Raw genomic sequence first — 17,999 nt, 5'->3', positions numbered from 1 at the left:
AAGCTCTAATGATTTCAGTGTGACAGCTTACTTACTATCAAATCTAATGAAGCTTAATATTTCAAAATATGTTGCCTTGCTGTTGTATGCAGTTCTATTATATATATAAACCTAAAAAAGCAAAGTTAATTTATCTCTTTGTTTTTACTATCTAAATAAACATGTTGAGGTTCATAATCATTAGATAAACCAAGCTTTAAAATAGTTTTAATAAGTTTTTTGATTTTAAATTTTTCGATAATAAATGAATAAGATTTATAGTCATATTCAACACATATGCAATTTTCAATTACCAGCTTATTTTTTTGTTCATCAAACATAAAATTAAGCTGATGATTATTTACCAAGGTTAAAGTAAATAAAAATAATTTATCGTTTTGCTTAATATTATGAAAAATTGCTTTATTAATTTCCAACTTTTTTATTAAGCCATTAGTGGAATAATTTTTGATGAAATTTTCAAGCTTTTTAATATCATCGAAATTTACTTTTTCCTCTATAGTATAGTGTTTATAGCTACCAAATATTTCTTTTAATCTTCGGTTTTTAAAAGGTAATAAATTATTGCGATTTTGATATGAATTAAGCATTCAAATGATGCAGGCTAAAAAATAGTAATTATTAAATCTTCTTGAAAATCTAGGATCGGCATTAAACTGTTTGCCATCGTAAATAAAAATGCATTTTTTATCATCGATATACTCCAAAACATATTCATTTTGGTAGTATCGATATGAAATATTATATTGTGTTAGCAACTCAAAAAGTTGTTTTGATGCATTGACCGGAACAACAACAAATAAATCGGCCATATTCAGTTTTGCTCGCTTCATTTCTTCGAAAATAAAGTCAAAATAAACTAATGCAAGTTCATCTTTGCTAAGCCATAAATAAGAATTATGTTGTCTAATAGCCAGATTAATATCATGATATTTATCAAAATGAATTAAAGCCATAGTTTTATTTTTGTGTGCAAGCAGCTTAGGCTTATAAAATCATGAATTAATTTTAAAACGCTTTAAATTTATGCTTTTTTTGGCAAATTCAACATCTGTATTGCTTTGCCGCATTATTGAAGCACATAATTCTAATGATGTTTTATTTTCAGTCCCGATAAAAACTCTTCCTTTATATCTATGGTGGATATTAGCAAACGCCTTAAGAATCCATTTATTACTTGAAACATATTTAATTGTTTGGTAATATGGAATAAAGTTAAGGATACTTTCATCGACTTCAATATCGAAGCCATCTTGTGATAAATATTTTTGAACAATTTGTTCCGAATTTGCCTGTGGTTGGCTCATTCTAGCTTGTTTCATAATATTAAAAAAATCTATCTTAATTTTTTTGTCTTTATTGTATTTTGTAAATCTTAAGTGCCAATTAAATCCTTTTTCTAAATATAAATATTCGTCCAAGGAAACATTAGACTGTTCAAAATTGTCAAAAATAAAAGTTTGATATCCTTTGGAGTTAAAAATATTACAACTGTTTATAATAATTTCAGATAAGTCTCCACTTTCATAACTGATTCAAATTTTTTCATTTTTATTGATATTTACTACGCTTAAAATTGCGTTAATCAAAGGTAAAATTGATCTCTTGAGTAAAGAGAAGCTTTTTTTATTATAAGAAAAATAAATATGATTATTTTCATAAATCATATCTACTTTTGTAGGAAGAAGTTTATTTGTTTTGCTTTGTTCAAGAGTTTGTTCATCAGGAGAATTTAGCTCTTGTGGGTCATGCTTTTCATTCAAATCCATTTGACTAAAACTCCTTATTCATAGACTTCTTCATCAATTTTATCTAAATCAATTTCTTGGGTTCTTTGCTTAATATCCTCAACAAAATTTTGAATTGATTTAACTTCAGCATCATTTACTGGTTCATCATTTTTAATTATTTCGATGCTTACAATAACCTCGTTATTTCTTAAATTAATCAACTTAACACCTTTAGTGATACGACTTGTTTCATTAATGGCCGCTAATGATGTTCTTAAAGTTTGGCCTGTATTAGTAATTATTAATAGTTCATCCATAGGGTTTATAAAGCGAGATGTAACTAATAAGCCGGCATTTTTGGTGTTAATTGACATAATACCTTTACCACCACGATTTGTTAAACGATAAAGTGAATGGTGCGTAATTTTTCCAAAACCTCTTTCGCCAATGCTCAAAATGAATTCGCCTTCGGTGTTTGTTGAAGCTGAAACAACTAGCTCATTACCATCAATCTTAATACCTCTAACACCGCGAGCAACACGTCCCACTGGGCGAATTAAAGAAGCATTGAATTTTACAACACGGCCATTAGAATTGCCTAATAAAATTAAGTCATTATCAGTAGCAATAAATGCACGAACTAATTCATCACCTTCATCAAGCACGAAGGCTTTTTTACCATTTGCATTAATGTGTTCATATAAATCAATTGGTGTTTTTTTGATTAATCCTTGTTTAGTTGCGGTAAATAAGTATTGACCATCATCATATCCATCAATAGGAAGCATTGAAACAATTTTTTCATTATCTTTAACTCTTAAAGCTGGTAAAACATTCACAAAAGCAACCCCTTTTGAGGTGCGAGATAACTCAGGAATTTCATGCGCTCTAATTCTATAAACTTGTGCTAAATTAGAAAATAGTAATAAGTCGGTGTGCGTATTTGTTTGAATGATTGATGAGATATCATCATCATCATATGTCTTCATTGTGCTTTTACCCACACCACCGCGGCGTTGTTGTTGATATTCACTTAGTTCCATACGTTTAACAAAGCCTTTAACACTAATTGTGATAATTGCTTCTTTTTGCGGAATTAAATCTTCATCAGTTACAATTCCTGAAGCTGAAGTGTCGATTACGGTTCTACGTTTATCATTGTATTTTTCTTTTATTTCATTAAGCTCAGTAATAATTAGTTCAATTAATTTATCTCTTGAAGCCAAAATTCCTTGTATATAGGTTATTTGGTCAAATAATTCTTTCATTTCTTCAAGCATATTTTCAATTGCTAAACCTGTTAGACGACCTAAACGCATATCAACTAACGCTTTGGTTTGCTTTTCGCTTAAAGCAAAACGAGATGATAATCTAGCTTGCGCATCAGCATCATTTTTTGATGATTTAATTAGAGCTACAACCTCATCAATATTTTCAACAGCTATTTTTAAACCTTCTAAAATATGGTAGCGCTCTTCAGCTTTAGCTAAATCAAATTCTAATCTACGGCGCACAACATTTTCTTGGTGATCTAAATAAACTTTTAGTGAGCTTCTTAAATCAAGTAATTTAGGTTCTCCGTTAACTAAAGCAACAAAGTTAAATGAATAATTTTGTTGTAAGTTAGTTTGACGGTAAAGTTTATTTAAAATAACATGTGGATTATGATTCTTTTTAATATCAATTACAATTCTGATTCCTTCTCTTGATGATTCATCACGTAAATCTGAAATTCCTTCAATTTCTTTTAATTTCACTAATTCTGCTATTTTCTCAATAATTGAGGTTTTTTTGGTTTCGTATGGTATTTCACTAACAATAATTTTGCTTTTTCCATTAGCGAATTCCTCAATTTTTGCGACTGACCTTACGGTAATAGAGCCTTTTCCAGTATTGTAAGCCTGTCTAATTCCTTTGTTACCAAGAATAATTGCTCCGGTTGGAAAGTCTGGCCCTGGCAAGTATTCCATTAATTCATCGTTTGTAATGTCATTATTGCGGGCATATGCAATTGTTGCATCAATTGTTTCGCCTAAATTGTGTGGAGGGATAGAGGTAGCCATACCAACAGCAATACCACTACCACCTGTAACTAATAAATTTGGAAAACGTGAAGGCAATACTTCGGGTTCCATTTCAGAGGCATCATAGTTTGGTGTAAAATCTACAGTATTTTTCTTAATGCCGTCCAGCATTTCTGAAGCTAGTTTACTCATTCTAGCTTCAGTATAACGCATCGCAGCTGCTTGGTCACCATCAATTGAGCCAAAATTACCGTGTCCATCCACAAGTGGGTAACGTAAGCTAAAATCCTGAGCCATTCTTACCATAGCTTCATAAACCGAACTATCACCATGAGGGTGATATTTACCTAAAACGTCCCCAACAATTCTTGCACTTTTACGGTGCTGTGTGCCATGTGTTATCCCTAATTCATGCATATCATATAAGATACGACGGTGAACAGGTTTAAGTCCGTCACGCGCATCTGGTAATGCGCGTGAAACAATGACGCTCATAGCATACTCTAAAAATGAATCCTTCATTTCTTTATGCACATCAACAGGAGTAATCCCGTTTTGAGGCTTATCTAATAATTGTGATTGAACTACATAATCATCTTTAGCTTGCGGTTGATTTTCTTCTTCATCATCATCTTGTTCTGTTTTCGACTGTTCTACAGGCTTAAACGCAACAAAAAGCTCATCCTCAGGGATAAAATCTTCATCTAACTTTTCTTTTAAATCAGCTTTTTCATCATCATTATTCTTGTTTTTTTCTTCTGTATTATTACGATCAAAAGGCATTGACGAACCTCCAAATTTATATATTGCTAATTTTATCATAATATTTAAAATTTAATTATCATTGCTTTAATATATTATTAAAAAGATGTAAAATTTTATACTATAAAAGAGGTGAAAAAAATGAATGATATAAACACAAAAATTAGAACAAGATATGCACCAAGCCCAACAGGTTATTTACACATCGGTGGAGCGAGAACTGCCCTTTTTAGTTACCTTTTTGCCAAGCATTATAATGGTGATTTTGTTTTTAGATTAGAAGATACAGATGTTAAAAGAAACGTCGTTGATGGTGAAAAAAGTCAATTAGAAAACTTAGCTTGATTAGGCATTATCCCTGACGAAAGCCCTTTTAAACCAAATAAAGAATGCGGAAAATATCGACAATCAGAAAAATTAGATCGCTACAAAGAAATTGCTTATTCACTAGTGGAAAAAGGTTTAGCGTATAAAGCATACGATAATGAAGCCGAATTAGAAATGCAACATGCTGAAAGTGAAAAAAAAGGTATAGTCGCATTCAAATATGATCGTAATTGATTAAAATTAAGCGAAGACGAGAAACTAAAAAGAGATGAAAAAGGCTTATTTTCAATTCGTTTTGCAATGCCTAAAAATGAAAATCTAGCGTGAAAAGATCTAGTTAGAGGAGACATAAGCTTTAATTCTAGTGATATCGGTGACTGGGTTATCATGAAAAGTGACGGCTATCCAACTTACAATTTTGCAGTAGTAATTGATGATCATGATATGTCGATTTCACATGTTTTGCGTGGTGAAGAACATATTACAAATACACCAAAACAATTAGTTATTTATAATGCTTTATGTTGAAAGACACCCGAATTTGGACACCTTACTGTTATCACGAATATGGAAGGTAAAAAATTATCAAAACGCGACACTTCAACCAAACAATTTATAGAAGATTATCGCAATGAAGGATATGTTCCGGAAGCTTTATTTAACTTTTTAACATTATTAGGTTGAACTGAAAAATCAGGCAAGGAAATAATGAGTCATGATGAAATAATTAAAGCTTTTGACCCTGAAAGATTAAGCAAAAGCCCTTCTAAATTCGACATTCAAAAAATGGATTGATTTTCGAAAAAATATTTCCAAAACATCTGCACTACAGAGTTATTAGAAAAATTGTCTTTAGAAGACAATGAATGATCTAGACTATTTGTAGACACATATAAAGTATCTTGCACAACTTTTAATGAACTTAAGAAAAATTTAAATATTTACACACAAACTAAACAAGAATTGACATTAACTATACCACAAGAAAACATTGATGTTATTCATGAATTTATTAAACAACTAGATAAAAATGAGTTCGCGATTGAAGGTATTCAAAACGCAATCAATGAAACCAAAACAGCAACGAATAAAGCTGGTAAAAACTTATTTATGCCAATTAGAATTGCAACAACATATGAAGAACATGGCCCTGAACTAGCGAAAGCAATTTACTTATTTGGCAAAAATTTAGTATCAAAGAGACTTGAAGTATGAAAATAAGAATAAAAATTACCCAAAATCCCGCTGAAGCAAGCGAAAATATTATTGAATTTGAAACAGATAGTGAAATTCAATATCAACCTGATCCTAAAACTAAAGAAATTTTTAGAGTTTATACTTTTATTGAACCAACATATAATGTTGAAAACCGTATCGAAGTAAATGAAAATAAAGTTAATATTTTTAGTGGTGTAGCAACATTGAATTTAGAAAAAAATAACAAAACTGAAAATACTTTTATTAAGATTGATAAAGATTCAAATGAACATTCATTTTCGCTTTTTGCACAATTGCATGAAACTAAAACCGATGATAACAGCTCATATTTTAGTTACACAATATTTGATGGCGACCAAAATAAAGTTATTGCAGTAAAAATGGAATTAATGCATATTTAAAAAAAATAAAGCCAAAAGCTTTATTTTTAATTTGTATTTTTTCGCAGTAACACGAGGCTTTAGAAAAAATTACTTTATGATTATTTATTATTAAATTATGCTAAACGTGCAGCACGACGTTCATCACGAGCTTGTTCTTTTTGTAATTTGTGTAATCTTTTAGCGGCTCTTAATTTGTTTCTTTCTCTAACAATTTTACGCATTTTTAAACCTTTCATTTATTCTCTTTATTTTTAGTATTGTTATTGTATCAAAAAAGCTTTTTTAATAAAAGAAATATAGTTATTAATTATTTACTTCTTTTTTGATTTTTTCAACCATATCCAACTTTTCTCATGGAAGCGATAAATCATCTCTACCAAAGTGACCAAAAGTAGCAGTTTGTCTATAAATAGGTTTTTTTAGTTCTAATTTATTAATAATCGCATATGGTCTAAGGTCAAATAATTTTTGAATAATTTCTCTAATTTTATCAGTTGGAACCTTTTCTGTATTGAAAGTTTCCACCATAATGCTTGTTGGTTCAGCTATACCTATAGCATAAGAAACCTGCAACTCGATTCTATCAGCGAGCCCGGCAGCAACTAAATTTTTAGCTATGTAACGACACATATAAGCTGCTGATCTATCTACTTTTGTAGAGTCCTTACCACTAAATGCTCCGCCACCGTGTCTAGATGCCCCACCATAAGTATCAACTATTATTTTTCTTCCTGTTAGACCTGTATCGCCAGTTGGTCCGCCAATCACAAATCTGCCTGTAGGATTTATCAAAATTCTATTAGCTTTTGTAAAACTATATTTTACTAAAACATCTGTAACTATGTTTTTTTCAATAAATTCTTTAAATTCTTTTTCAATAAAATTTTCATCGTGTTGACAAGAAAAAAGCACAGTATCTATAACAGGGTTCTTGCTATCACTATAATCAATAGTTACTTGACTTTTCATATCTGACTTAGCGTATTTAAATTCACCTAATTCCATTTTTTTAGTAGCTAATTTGACTATTTCATGGGCTAATTGAATTGCTAAAGGCATATATTCTTTTGTCTCATTAGTTGCATAACCAAACATAATGCCTTGGTCGCCAGCACCAATATTTTTTTCATCTAATAAAACACCTCTGGCAATATCTTCACTTTGCACTTTAATATCAGTTACAAATGTCATATTTTCAGTATATTGACCAGCCTCACTAATAACTTTTTTCGCAACATCCACAACATCAACATGACCTTTTGAACTAACTTCACCGGCTATTGCCACCAAATTAGCACTAACAACTGATTCAATAGCAACGCGAGAATGAGGATCTAATGTTAAATAAGCGTCTAAAATCGCATCTGAAATTTGATCACAAATTTTATCTGGATGACCTTTTCCTACACTTTCTGAAGAAAATAAAATTCTATTTTGCATATAAAAAACTCCCTTTTAATAATTAAAGAGAGTGAGCTAAAATTAATTAACATGCTGGATTTATGTAAATCCCTAACCTTCCACCTTCCATACAAATGGGGTTGGCTTGCTTCTTAGCGGTATAGCTCAGCAACTCTTAATGTTTTCTTAGTAAATATATCAAATTTATAACTTTTTTTTAATGAAATTTAATAAAAATTCTTTCGTATTTAATTATGTTAGGCATGAATATCTATCATTATTTAGACAATTTTCGATTAAATCTCTAAATTACAAAATTCAGCTGTTATTAATATAATTTTCAAATTTATTTTGCTTAGTATTAATAACGTTTATACTAAATTCATAAAGTGTATTTAATATATTTTAAGAATTGCTTTATCTAGTGTGTCTCAAAACATTTCTTTTGCATCTATTTTCATCATCTTTTTAGCTACTTCTTGTCACTTTTTTCTTAAAGTTATTTTTACTTTATTAATTTTATACTGTACCACGCCAGAAAAACAATACATGCATCAATTAAAACTAATTCATTTATTAGCTCAAATTCTTTTACCATTTGAGCATAAGATAATCGACAATTTACCTAATTTTTAGATAATTTCACAAGCATTTTGTTGGAAAATATAAAAAAACTAAGTAAATCGCGGAAGTGGTAAAACTTTTAACATAATTTTAAAAGAACTCAAATTAATGAATTATGAAGTTTTTACACATTGTTTAAGACTAGAGATTTTGGTGTTTAACAAAACCGTGAACGCATTTATATTGTTAGAACCAATAAATCTAAAATTCAAAATTTTGAATTGTTTAATTTTCTAAAAAATAATAAAAATCCGCGAAAATTAACACCAAGAGAAGCAACTAGATTACAAGGTTTTCCAGAAGAATTTATAATTCCAGTCAGTGATACGCAAGCATATAAACAATTCGGTAATTCGGTTGCAGTACCAGTAATAAATAAAATTGCTGAGCAAATAATAAAAATTCTAGACAAAACTAAAAATTGCTAAATTCCTTGAATATTAAACAATCTCAAACAGGCTATTTACTGTATAAAAAGTAAAATATTAAATATATGCAATAAATTAATTAAAATATTTTTTATTTTGTTATTGTTTTTAATTTCTTTTTTTATAATTCTAATGCTAATTTTATTAACTAGTTAAATAGAAAAAGGAGGAATCCTAATGGCGATAGTTCCAAAACGTAAAACATCTAAACAACGTAAACACAAACGTCGTACTCATGATGCTTTAACACTTCCAAACTTGGTAAATTGCGCAAATTGCTCAAAACCTACTCAACAACACCGTGCATGCGGAAGCTGTGGATTTTACAAAGGTAAAAAAGTTGAAGCGGTTAAAGTTGCCGACGAAAACCAATAATAATACTATTTCTCTTGTGGCCACAAGAGAAATTTTTTTAATATAATATTTAAATAATAAAAATAATGTATTAATATATAATTAATATATATTATATTAAATATAGGAGGCAAAAATGGCATATAAAAGACCAGAAATCACCAACACTGTTGTACGTGAATTAGGAACAATCTCAGAATCAACAAATGGCTACAAAAAAGAACTTAATTTAGTTAGTTGAAATAATGCTGGACCTAAATATGATATTCGTGACTGATCTGCCGACCGTTCTCGTTCATCAAAAGGAATTACCTTAACTCTTGAAGAATTAAAAGTTCTTAAAAGTTTAATTGATGAAGAATTATCGAAACTTCAATAAATCTCGAAAGGGATTTTTATTTTTGGTAAAAAGGATAAAAATGTTTATAAAAGCTAATGAAAAACAAAAAAATGAAATTCTAGAATTTCTTAAACAAAATAAAAGTGAGAACTTCTTTTTTATTTCTGATATTGAAACATATGGTTTATTTGCTGAAAACATCAGTACATACATAGTTTTAGAAAAAAATAAGGTTGTAGCCTGCCTAATGAATTTTCAAAAAACTTTACTTTTTTACGATCCGCTACATAAAGTAAATTACAATCAAATAAAAAGCTTCATTGATGAAAATAAAATTCGAAACTGGATTTTATTTTCAGAAACTTTTAATAGATTTGAAAAAGAAATTAAAGATGATAACTATATTATTAAAAGCGAAATATTAGCGGAACTAAGCACTTTGGCGCCAGTTAATAGTAATTTTGCAACCGAAACTAAAATTAATGATGTGGCTAATCTTTGTGTCTCAAAGGCCCAAATAGATGAATTTAAAACACTTATGAGCTCGCTAGATGATGAGATTTACAAAATAACTAAAGCCATGGAGGCTAAAAGATATTATGGATTTTGTGTCTATGACCATAATGAAATTGTTAGCGCAGCATCAACAGCATCAATTACAGACGATGTGGCGATAATTGGTGGTGTTTTTACCTTACCTAAAGCAAGACAAAAAGGTTACGCAAGCGAATGTGTGGCTCGCTTACATAATTTATTACTATCCAAAGGAATAAAAACAATGCTTTTTTATGATAATTTGCAAGCAGGCAGAATATATAATTCACTCGGTTACAGGGAAATTAGTAAATTATTTGTTTTAAAACATCCTAAATACAATTAGTATATAATACTAGAATTGATAAGGAGGATAAATGCTTGGCTTTTTAGAAAATCGAATTCAAAAATCTTTTGAAAAAATGCGTAAAAAGACAATAGTCAATGAAGAAGACATCTTAGAAGTTACTCGTGATATTAAAATGGCTTTATTGGAAGCCGACGTTAACTTAAAAGTTGTCAAAGAATTTATTGCTAATGTCAAAGAAAAAGCTCTCAATTCTGATTTAGTAGGGTCCCTTAATGCTTCGCAATTAATGGTTAAAATTGTTCATGATGAATTGCAAGAAATTTTAGGTGGCAAGGCTAAAGAATTTACAATTTCAGGCCGTCCATACATAATAATGATGTGTGGATTACAAGGTAGCGGTAAAACCACAGCCGCTGCTAAATTATCTTATTTCCTACGTAAGAAAAAATACGTTGAAAAACCACTTTTAGTTGCTGCTGATATTTATCGACCCGCAGCGGTTCAACAATTAGTTACATTAGCTAAAGGTATTCAAGTTGATTACTTCGAAAAAGGAACTAATGATAGTGCTCAAAATATTGTAAAAGAAGCGCTTGAGTACGCTAAAACGAATAAAAATGACTTAATCATTATCGATACGGCAGGCCGTTTAGCAATCGATGAAAAACTTATGGATGAAATCGATGATGTTAGAAAAATAGCTAGTCCACATGAAATTATTATGGTTGTAGATGCACTTTCCGGGCAAGATATTATTAACGTTGCTGAAGCATTTCATAAGCGCTTAAAATTGAGTGGAAGCATCATTACAAAGCTAGATTCAGATGCTCGTGGTGGCGCTGCCTTAAGCATCACTAAAGTTTTAAATGTGCCTATTAGATTTATCGGTACTGGCGAAAAAGTTGCTAACTTGGATATTTTTTATCCTGATAGAATGGCTGACCGTATTTTAGGCATGGGCGATGTTTTATCTCTTATTGAAAAAGCTGAAGAAGTTTTTGATCCTAATGATAGTAAAAATATGGTTGCTAAAATTTTAAGAGGCAACTTCACTATGGATGATTTAATGAATAACTTAGCTCAAGTTAAAAAAATGGGCAAAATGAAATCATTAGTAAAATTAATTCCAGGTTTAGCTAAAAAAATTGATGATTCAAAAATTGATGAAGCTGAAACAAAATTGCGTTCTTTTGAAATAATTATCAACTCAATGACTATTAAAGAACGCCGCAATCCTAAACTATTAAAAAATGCATCAAGAAAAGCTCGTATCATTAAAGGTTCAGGAACATCTGCCTTTGAATACAACCGCCTCATGAATGAATTTGATTTAATGTCTAAGAGAATGACAGAAATGGCTAAAAAAATAAAATCTGGAAATTTAGGCGACTTAACTAAAATGGGAATGATGGGGTAGTATGAAAGGATTTTTTGCCAGTCAAGGAAACCAATTAAAGTTTGAAGGTTTAAGTTTTGCATACTTTTACACCTACGTTGCTTTATGCTTAATTGCTGTCCTTATTATTTGAATTTTTAAAAAACAAATTCATAATTGATACGTTGCACAAAATAAGGTTTTAGGATTATCTAAACGAGCATTTTACATGACTATTGGGATAACTATTTTGGTTTATCAAGTTTTGAGAACATCCTGAACTATCTTCTCAGATTATCCACTCAAATGAGAAGTTTTACCATTGCACTTTTGCAGATTATTTCTTATGGCTCTAGCTTTAGTCTCAATTTTAAATAAGCCTAATTGAGTCAAATACTTCGGTATCATAGGCTTTTTAGCCACATTAGTAGCTCTGGCTATCCCAAGCTTTGAGAGTATGATTTTTCCTAAACCACGCCCAAAAAATGTTCCTCAAAATATTGGGTTAGATGCTTTTATTTTTCATGATTATTTAATTGTTCACACATTTATATTAATTTATAGTGTTCTGCTTTTTATATTTGTTGATGAAAAAATAACAGCTAAAGAAATTGGCTTTACTTTTCTTGGGCTTTCAGGAATTTTCCTATTTATCTCTGGAATTAATTGATTAACAAACGTATTTTGAATGCCTAACGATGACGCCAAAGTCTCATGAGCAAGTAATTTTTGATACACAGGATTTGACAAGATAAACTCACAAGTAAACCTTATGGGACCACTTACAAAATGACCATTTAATATCTTTACATTCATGATATTAGGCGGAATTTCGTTTGTGTTATTGAGTTTTATTTGGATGCTTCAAAAATGCATTTACCTTGAAAAAGATGAAAATAATCGCTATAAAATTAAAGTCGAAAAGCATGCACATTGAATAGCTTATTTGAATTCTTTTAAACAAAAAAAGAAAGAAAAAGTAGCTTAGAAATTAATAAATGAATAAATAGCAATATTTTTGTATAAAAAAAATAATTCGCTATTTATTCTTTTTAAATTTTGCTTTTTTAATTTATCTACAGTGTTTTTAGTTAAAAACAAACCAAAAAATTTTATTATTTTGTCTTATATATTAAAGTTATATAATAAAAAAGTATTAATAATTAATACATAATAAAAATAGTTATTTTTTGGGATTTAAATGAGTAGGCAATTATTAAAAAAAATATATCTAAATTTTATAATAATTGCTGGCGTAGTTTCACTATTGTTGCTATGCTTTTTTTATTACTTGAACATTTACGGTTTACTAGGTTTTTGGCTTGGCGCTTTTAGCTATATGTTAAATTTTTCAATTAGATCAATACTAATTCAAAAACAAAAACTAACTAATAAAAAATCAGTTGTATTATCAAATACAATAGTCAATATTTGCTTAACTTTATTAGTTGGATTAATCTTTTTGGCCGCATTATTTTTAAATGTTTATTTTAACAAATTAGATGCCTCAATAATAGAAAAGGTGAGTTATCCATTTAACATTTTCACCTATTTTATAGGCATTTTGGTATTACCTATATCGATTATTTTTATTAAAAAAAACTAAGGAAAGGAGGCTAATAAATGGATTTTAAAAGATTTTTTAACGAATGAAATCAACCTCAATTGTTTTCTTTATTTGTGACTGTTTTGATAATTTTTATTATCTCGATTAGCGTCACAATACACATTAAAAAACACGCTAAGCCGAATAAAGCTCCAAAAGCTTTACAGTTAGTGGCTGAAGGTTATGTTAATGCTGTGTGCAATTTATATGATGAAGCTAGTGAAAATAAATTACCTAAGATGCGAATTTATATCTTTAGCCTAGCTACTTTTATACTAATTGGTAATTCGCTTGGTTTAATCGGATTAGAACCTATAGCTACATCTTATTCGGTGACTTTAACCTTGGCTTTAATAACATTTTTAGGATCTTATACTATTGCGACTATATTTCAAAAATGACGCTGATTAAAAAGATATTTAGTTAGCCCAATTGAAATAGTAAGTCAGTTTGCTCCATTAATTTCACTATCAATGCGTATGTTTGGAAATATTATTGGTGGTGCAACTATAACGTATTTAGTTTATTATGTCTTCGGATACGTATGGGATTTAATGCCAATCACAAATGGATTTTACTTTTTTGGTTCATTTTTTACACCATTTTTACATATGTTTTTTGATATGTTTGGTCCAATTGTGCAAACTCTAGTATTTACATTACTTACAACAGTTTATTGATCAAGTGAAGCTGAAAAGATAGTAAAAAAGTCAAAAAAGAAAATTAATCAAACCCAAAAAATTATTGCATAACTATTTATTTTTTAGGAGGTTCAATATGAATGACGGAGTTAAAGTAGGATTAATTGCCGTTGGTGCTGGTCTAGCTATGCTTGGATCATTTGGATGTGGATTAGGTCAAGGGATTGCAGCCGGTAAAGCTTGTGATGCTGTCGGAAGAAACCCTGAAGCTGCATCTAAAATTAGAACAATGATGCTTATCGGTCAAGGTGTTGCCGAATCATCAGCAATTTACTGCTTAATTGTTGCAATTATCATCATTTTCGTGCTTAAATAATCAACATGCTTCATAACATTATTTATGCTGCCGCAGTGCCTGAAAGACCTGATTTATCAGAGTCGATTCAAGAAAAATTCTTCAAAATTTTTCCTTCTTGACCATTGATGTTAGCTACGCTTTTATCATTATTGATTTCAATTATAATATTATACTTTTTGCTCTATAAGCCAGTTAAAAAAGCAATAAAAGCACGCCAAGATTACATTCAAAATAACATCAATCAAGCAGAGGAAACAAATAAACTTTCTCAACAAAAACTTGAAGAAGTTAATACTCGTTTAGCTAAAGCTCATGAAGACGCAAATCTCATTAAGCGTGATGCTAAAATTCGTGCTGAAGCAGCCTATTCACGTTATATTGAGAAGGCAAAAAGTACTTCTCAACGAATGATTGAAGAAGCTAAAATCGATATTCAATTACAACAAAGCAATTTATTAAAAGAAAGTAAAAAAGAGATCGTTACAGCCGCTACTAATCTTTCTCGTCAAATTCTCGAAAGAGAAATTTCGCAAGAAACTCAAGACAAAATTATTGATAAGTTTCTAAAGGAAAGCTAATGTACACACGTGCTAATGCCGATGGATATGCCTTTGCCTTGCTCGATTTAGCAATTGAAGACAAATGTGTTCAATCAGTTTACGATACCCTTTTAGAATTATACTTTCAAACTAAAAACAACAGTGACTTTGAGAAATTATTAAAAAATACAGCTATTCCTAATGAGGAAAAAAACTTAATAATTGACAATATCTTCGCTGAAAAACCAGCAGGAAATTTATTAGCAAGGTGTTTTAAAGTCATTTGTGAAAAAAATGCTGGTTATATCTTTAAACGTATCTTAATCGCTTTTTTTAGAGTTGCAAATAAACACTTAAACATTAAGTTTGCAGTTGTTGAAACAGTAACACAATTAAGCGATGAAAAATTAGAACTAATAAGAAAAAAACTTATTCAAAAATATCAATGTGAAGTAAGAATTTATCCACGTGTAAATACAGAATTAATCGCTGGTTTTAGAATATTAATTGATAATGAAATAATAGAACATTCATATCAAAATGATTTGCATAAAATCAGCCAAATACTAGTCAAATAGGAGGTTTTAGATGTCAAGTATTAACTGAGATATATCAAAAATTATAAAAGAACGCATCAAAAATTATGACTCACAAGTTGACTATTCAGAATATGGAAAAATAATCACTGTTGGTGACGGTATCGCTTTAGTTAGCGGATTAAATAAAGTGAGAAATGGTGAATTAGTTGTCTTTAAAAATGACATATATGGCCTTGTTTTGAACCTTGAAGAAGAAGTGGTTGGTGTTACAATTTTTGGTAATGCTAACTTGCTAAGTGAAGGTGATGAATGCCGCAGAACAGGTGAAGTTATTTCTATAAATGTTGGTGATAAACTTTTAGGTAGAGTTATTAACTCGCTTGGTCAACCTATTGATGGGAAAGGCCCAATAGAAACAACTCAACGCCGTGAAATATTTAAAGTTGCATCAGGTGTTATGTCTCGTGAAGCTGTTTCACAGCCATTAGAAACAGGTATCATTTCAATTGATAGTATGATTCCTATCGGAAAAGGCCAGCGTGAATTAATTATTGGCGATCGCCAAACCGGTAAAACAGCTATAGCTTTAGATACAATCATTAATCAGCAAGGTAAAAATGTTAAATGTATTTACGTTGCTATTGGCTTAAAAAACAGTACAGTAGCACAAATAGTAAATCGCTTACGTGAAGTTAGAGCTTTAGACTACACCACAGTCGTGGTTTCATCAGCTTCTGAATTGGCACCTCAGCAATACATTGCACCTTATGCTGGGGTAACGATTGCTGAAGAATGAATGTCTAAAGGTGATGATGTTTTAATTATTTATGATGACTTGTCTAAACATGCGGTAGCATACCGTACATTATCATTATTATTACGCCGTCCACCTGGACGTGAAGCCTTCCCTGGTGATGTGTTCTATCTTCACAGCCAACTACTCGAAAGAGCAGCAAGAGTAACAAAAGAATATGGTGGCGGTTCAATTACTGCTTTACCAATTATCGAAACTCAGCAAGGTGATATATCAGCTTATATTCCAACTAATGTTATTTCCATAACCGATGGACAGATCTTTACACGTGAATCTTTATTCAACGCTGGACAAAGACCAGCTGTTGACGTTGGGCTTAGTGTCAGCCGTGTAGGTAGTGCAGCCCAAATCAAAGCAATGAAGCAACTTTCAGGTTCATTAAAGCTTGAATTAGCACAATATAATGAAATGCAAGCTTTTGCACAATTTGGAAGTGACTTAGATGATAGTACCAAGGAAATTTTAGCTCATGGATCTAAAGTTTTCGAAATGCTTAAACAACCACAATATTCTCCATTATCACAGCCAACTCAAGTTGCATTACTTTTAGCCATTAAAGAGCGCTTAATTAACCCAATCCCTCTAACAAGCATAGCTAATTTCAAAAATTCAGTCGTTGAAACTATGCATTCACTAGAAGGTATTGCCTTAGCTGAAGAATTATTAGCTAATAACAACTCATTGAATGATGCGATAACGAAAAAATACTTAATTATGCTAAAAAGGCTTGTAGACAGTACAATTAGTCAAATACCAAACTATCAACCAGAGATGAATTACTCAATTCCACAAAACGTTTTGGATAAAATTAAATAATGTCATCAACTCAGGAAATTAAAGGTAGAATCAACACAATAAGCAATATTAGAAAAATTACACATGCCATGGAACTAGTATCAAGTAACAAGCTCCTCAAGGCTAAAAAAGAATTTAATAATATTAAAAATTATGTTGAACAAATCGACCAAACCATCGAAGCCTTAGCGACTCATATGACTAAAAACGAAATTGATGATCACTTTAGTGTCCCAAGTACAGGCAAGAATTTATATATTATTATCGGTAGTGACCTAGGTTTGGCTGGTAGCCATAATTCTAACATTATAAAATTAGCCAAAAAGACTGTAGGTAAGCAAGATTTAATGATTCTAGTCGGCCTAAAAGTTATCCATGCTTTAGACAAACATAAAGAGCAAATAGTTAAGATGTATTCTGACGTAACATCAAATTATGATCAAATAACTAGAGAAATTATCCCTTGAATCATTAAAAATATTCAGGAACATAACCTCAGAAATGTATATGTTATCTATAATAAATATGTTAATAATTTAATTCAAGAAGAAAGCGTCTTAAATCTTTATCCATTTGAAATTAAGCAGGACAATGATTATAAGCATACATATTTAGATGATATTAAAATTGTTTCCTTGATTGAATTTGAACCATCAGCCAAAGCGGTTTTCGATGAAGCATTACCACTATTTCTAACTGCTAAATTGTCTAATTGTTTTGCAAATTCAACGGTTTCAGAGCTTGCTTCAAGACGTCAAGCTATGGAGAAAGCAACTGATAATGCTGGCGAATTAATTGAAGATCTTAAGCTTGAATTTAACCGTAAAAGACAAAGCAACATTACCCAAGAATTGAATGAAATCGTTGCAGGTGCTGACGCCGTTTAGTCTGTAGCAC

The 17,999-nt window shown here is 30.3% G+C and carries 19 protein-coding genes; 14 read left to right on the top strand and 5 right to left on the bottom strand.

The annotated features are described in order from the left end of the window. Positions 1-125: 125 nt before the first annotated feature. Positions 126-1,769, bottom strand: coding sequence for an MAG5620 family putative phospho-sugar mutase (locus tag T385_RS0100665; RefSeq protein ID WP_029905590.1), 1,644 nt, complete (start codon positions 1,767-1,769; stop codon positions 126-128). 14 nt (positions 1,770-1,783) lie between these two features. Next, entirely contained in the window at positions 1,784-4,537 is a 2,754-nt protein-coding gene (gyrA, locus tag T385_RS0100660) for a DNA gyrase subunit A (protein WP_036450663.1), read from the bottom strand. A 120-nt stretch (positions 4,538-4,657) separates the two neighbouring features. On the opposite strand from gyrA, the gene gltX reads away from it, so the two are divergent. Then, the gene (gene gltX, locus T385_RS0100655; RefSeq protein ID WP_029905588.1) at positions 4,658-6,064 is read left to right on the top strand and encodes a glutamate--tRNA ligase; all 1,407 of its coding nucleotides are present in this window, start codon (positions 4,658-4,660) and stop codon (positions 6,062-6,064) included. Beyond that, positions 6,055-6,462 (top strand): hypothetical protein, encoded by a 408-nt coding sequence (locus T385_RS0100650; protein WP_029905586.1) that lies wholly within the window; start codon positions 6,055-6,057, stop codon positions 6,460-6,462. The genes gltX and T385_RS0100650 overlap by 10 nt, the downstream gene beginning before the upstream one ends. Positions 6,463-6,557: 95 nt before the next feature. Here T385_RS0100650 and T385_RS03755 read toward each other — a convergent pair whose 3' ends face one another. From T385_RS03755 to T385_RS03670, 3 genes are all read right to left on the bottom strand, one after another. Beyond that, on the bottom strand, positions 6,558-6,680 hold the full coding sequence (locus tag T385_RS03755; RefSeq protein ID WP_281170963.1) for a hypothetical protein: 123 nt from the start codon (positions 6,678-6,680) through the stop codon (positions 6,558-6,560). Positions 6,681-6,747: 67 nt separating this feature from the next. Next, positions 6,748-7,884, bottom strand: a complete 1,137-nt coding sequence (metK, locus tag T385_RS0100640; RefSeq protein ID WP_029905582.1) for a methionine adenosyltransferase — start codon at positions 7,882-7,884, stop codon at positions 6,748-6,750. Between the two features lie 356 nt (positions 7,885-8,240). Then, positions 8,241-8,378, bottom strand: coding sequence for a hypothetical protein (locus T385_RS03670; RefSeq protein ID WP_156953935.1), 138 nt, complete (start codon positions 8,376-8,378; stop codon positions 8,241-8,243). 312 nt (positions 8,379-8,690) lie between these two features. Here T385_RS03670 and T385_RS03750 point away from each other — a divergent pair, with 312 nt between their 5' ends. From T385_RS03750 to atpG, 12 genes are all read left to right on the top strand, one after another. Further along, a complete protein-coding gene (locus tag T385_RS03750; protein WP_051677938.1) occupies positions 8,691-8,897 on the top strand; it encodes a DNA cytosine methyltransferase in 207 nt (68 codons plus the stop codon). Positions 8,898-9,074: 177 nt separating this feature from the next. After that, positions 9,075-9,272 (top strand): 50S ribosomal protein L32, encoded by a 198-nt coding sequence (rpmF, locus tag T385_RS0100625; protein ID WP_029905579.1) that lies wholly within the window; start codon positions 9,075-9,077, stop codon positions 9,270-9,272. A 115-nt stretch (positions 9,273-9,387) separates the two neighbouring features. Next, complete coding sequence (locus T385_RS0100620; protein WP_029905577.1) at positions 9,388-9,630, top strand: YdbC family protein; 243 nt, start codon at positions 9,388-9,390, stop codon at positions 9,628-9,630. Between the two features lie 40 nt (positions 9,631-9,670). Continuing rightward, a complete protein-coding gene (locus T385_RS03545) occupies positions 9,671-10,471 on the top strand; it encodes a GNAT family N-acetyltransferase (RefSeq protein WP_051677937.1) in 801 nt (266 codons plus the stop codon). A gap of 31 nt (positions 10,472-10,502) precedes the next feature. Beyond that, positions 10,503-11,852: a signal recognition particle protein gene (ffh, locus tag T385_RS0100610; protein ID WP_029905573.1), complete on the top strand. Its 1,350-nt coding sequence runs from the start codon at positions 10,503-10,505 to the stop codon at positions 11,850-11,852. Between the two features lies 1 nt (position 11,853). After that, complete coding sequence (locus T385_RS0100605) at positions 11,854-12,798, top strand: YwaF family protein (protein ID WP_029905571.1); 945 nt, start codon at positions 11,854-11,856, stop codon at positions 12,796-12,798. A gap of 635 nt (positions 12,799-13,433) precedes the next feature. Continuing rightward, positions 13,434-14,168, top strand: coding sequence for a F0F1 ATP synthase subunit A (locus T385_RS0100595; RefSeq protein WP_029905567.1), 735 nt, complete (start codon positions 13,434-13,436; stop codon positions 14,166-14,168). Between the two features lie 25 nt (positions 14,169-14,193). After that, the gene (gene atpE / locus T385_RS0100590; protein ID WP_029905565.1) at positions 14,194-14,433 is read left to right on the top strand and encodes an ATP synthase F0 subunit C; all 240 of its coding nucleotides are present in this window, start codon (positions 14,194-14,196) and stop codon (positions 14,431-14,433) included. A gap of 5 nt (positions 14,434-14,438) precedes the next feature. Beyond that, on the top strand, positions 14,439-14,993 hold the full coding sequence (gene atpF, locus T385_RS0100585) for a F0F1 ATP synthase subunit B (RefSeq protein ID WP_051677936.1): 555 nt from the start codon (positions 14,439-14,441) through the stop codon (positions 14,991-14,993). Further along, positions 14,993-15,532: an ATP synthase F1 subunit delta gene (gene atpH / locus T385_RS0100580; RefSeq protein WP_029905562.1), complete on the top strand. Its 540-nt coding sequence runs from the start codon at positions 14,993-14,995 to the stop codon at positions 15,530-15,532. The genes atpF and atpH overlap by 1 nt, the downstream gene beginning before the upstream one ends. Before the next feature lie 10 nt (positions 15,533-15,542). Beyond that, positions 15,543-17,123, top strand: coding sequence for a F0F1 ATP synthase subunit alpha (gene atpA, locus T385_RS0100575; RefSeq protein ID WP_029905560.1), 1,581 nt, complete (start codon positions 15,543-15,545; stop codon positions 17,121-17,123). Continuing rightward, positions 17,123-17,989 carry an ATP synthase F1 subunit gamma gene (atpG, locus tag T385_RS0100570; protein WP_029905557.1) on the top strand — a complete coding sequence of 289 codons (867 nt, stop codon included), beginning with the start codon at positions 17,123-17,125 and terminating at the stop codon, positions 17,987-17,989. The genes atpA and atpG overlap by 1 nt, the downstream gene beginning before the upstream one ends. Positions 17,990-17,999: the final 10 nt, after the last annotated feature.

It is taken from the genome of Mycoplasmopsis opalescens ATCC 27921, from assembly GCF_000712185.1.
GTDB lineage: Bacteria > Bacillota_I > Bacilli_A > Mycoplasmatales > Metamycoplasmataceae > Mycoplasmopsis > Mycoplasmopsis opalescens.
This window is presented reverse-complemented; position numbering and strand designations above follow the sequence as displayed.